At 56.8% G+C, this 206-nt stretch carries 1 protein-coding gene; it reads left to right on the top strand.

Annotation, left to right across the window (positions count from 1 at the left end; all coding sequences use genetic code 11):
* Window positions 1-206 (top strand): ATP-binding protein (locus tag HMPREF2993_RS06995; RefSeq protein WP_168166773.1); only part of this gene is annotated, 206 nt, incomplete at both ends.

Below are 206 nucleotides of genomic sequence, written 5' to 3'. Positions count from 1 at the left end.
TGCCTTGAAAAGGTAGTCTGCACGCCTGACCGCAACATCAACCCCGAGCAAGTCAGCAGACTCGCTCACGGACAATGGTGCCACCTGGGCCAAAACATTGTCATCCTGGGCAAATCCTCAGTCGGCAAAACCTACCTCGCCCAAGCCCTGATCACAGCAGCATGCCGCAATGACTACTCCGCACGGTTCTACCGCACCGACATGCT

It is taken from the genome of Corynebacterium sp. HMSC068G04 (genome assembly GCF_001814885.1).
Taxonomy (GTDB): domain Bacteria; phylum Actinomycetota; class Actinomycetes; order Mycobacteriales; family Mycobacteriaceae; genus Corynebacterium; species Corynebacterium hiratae.
Note: the sequence above shows the minus strand (reverse complement) of the source record. Positions and strands in the feature narration are given on the sequence as shown.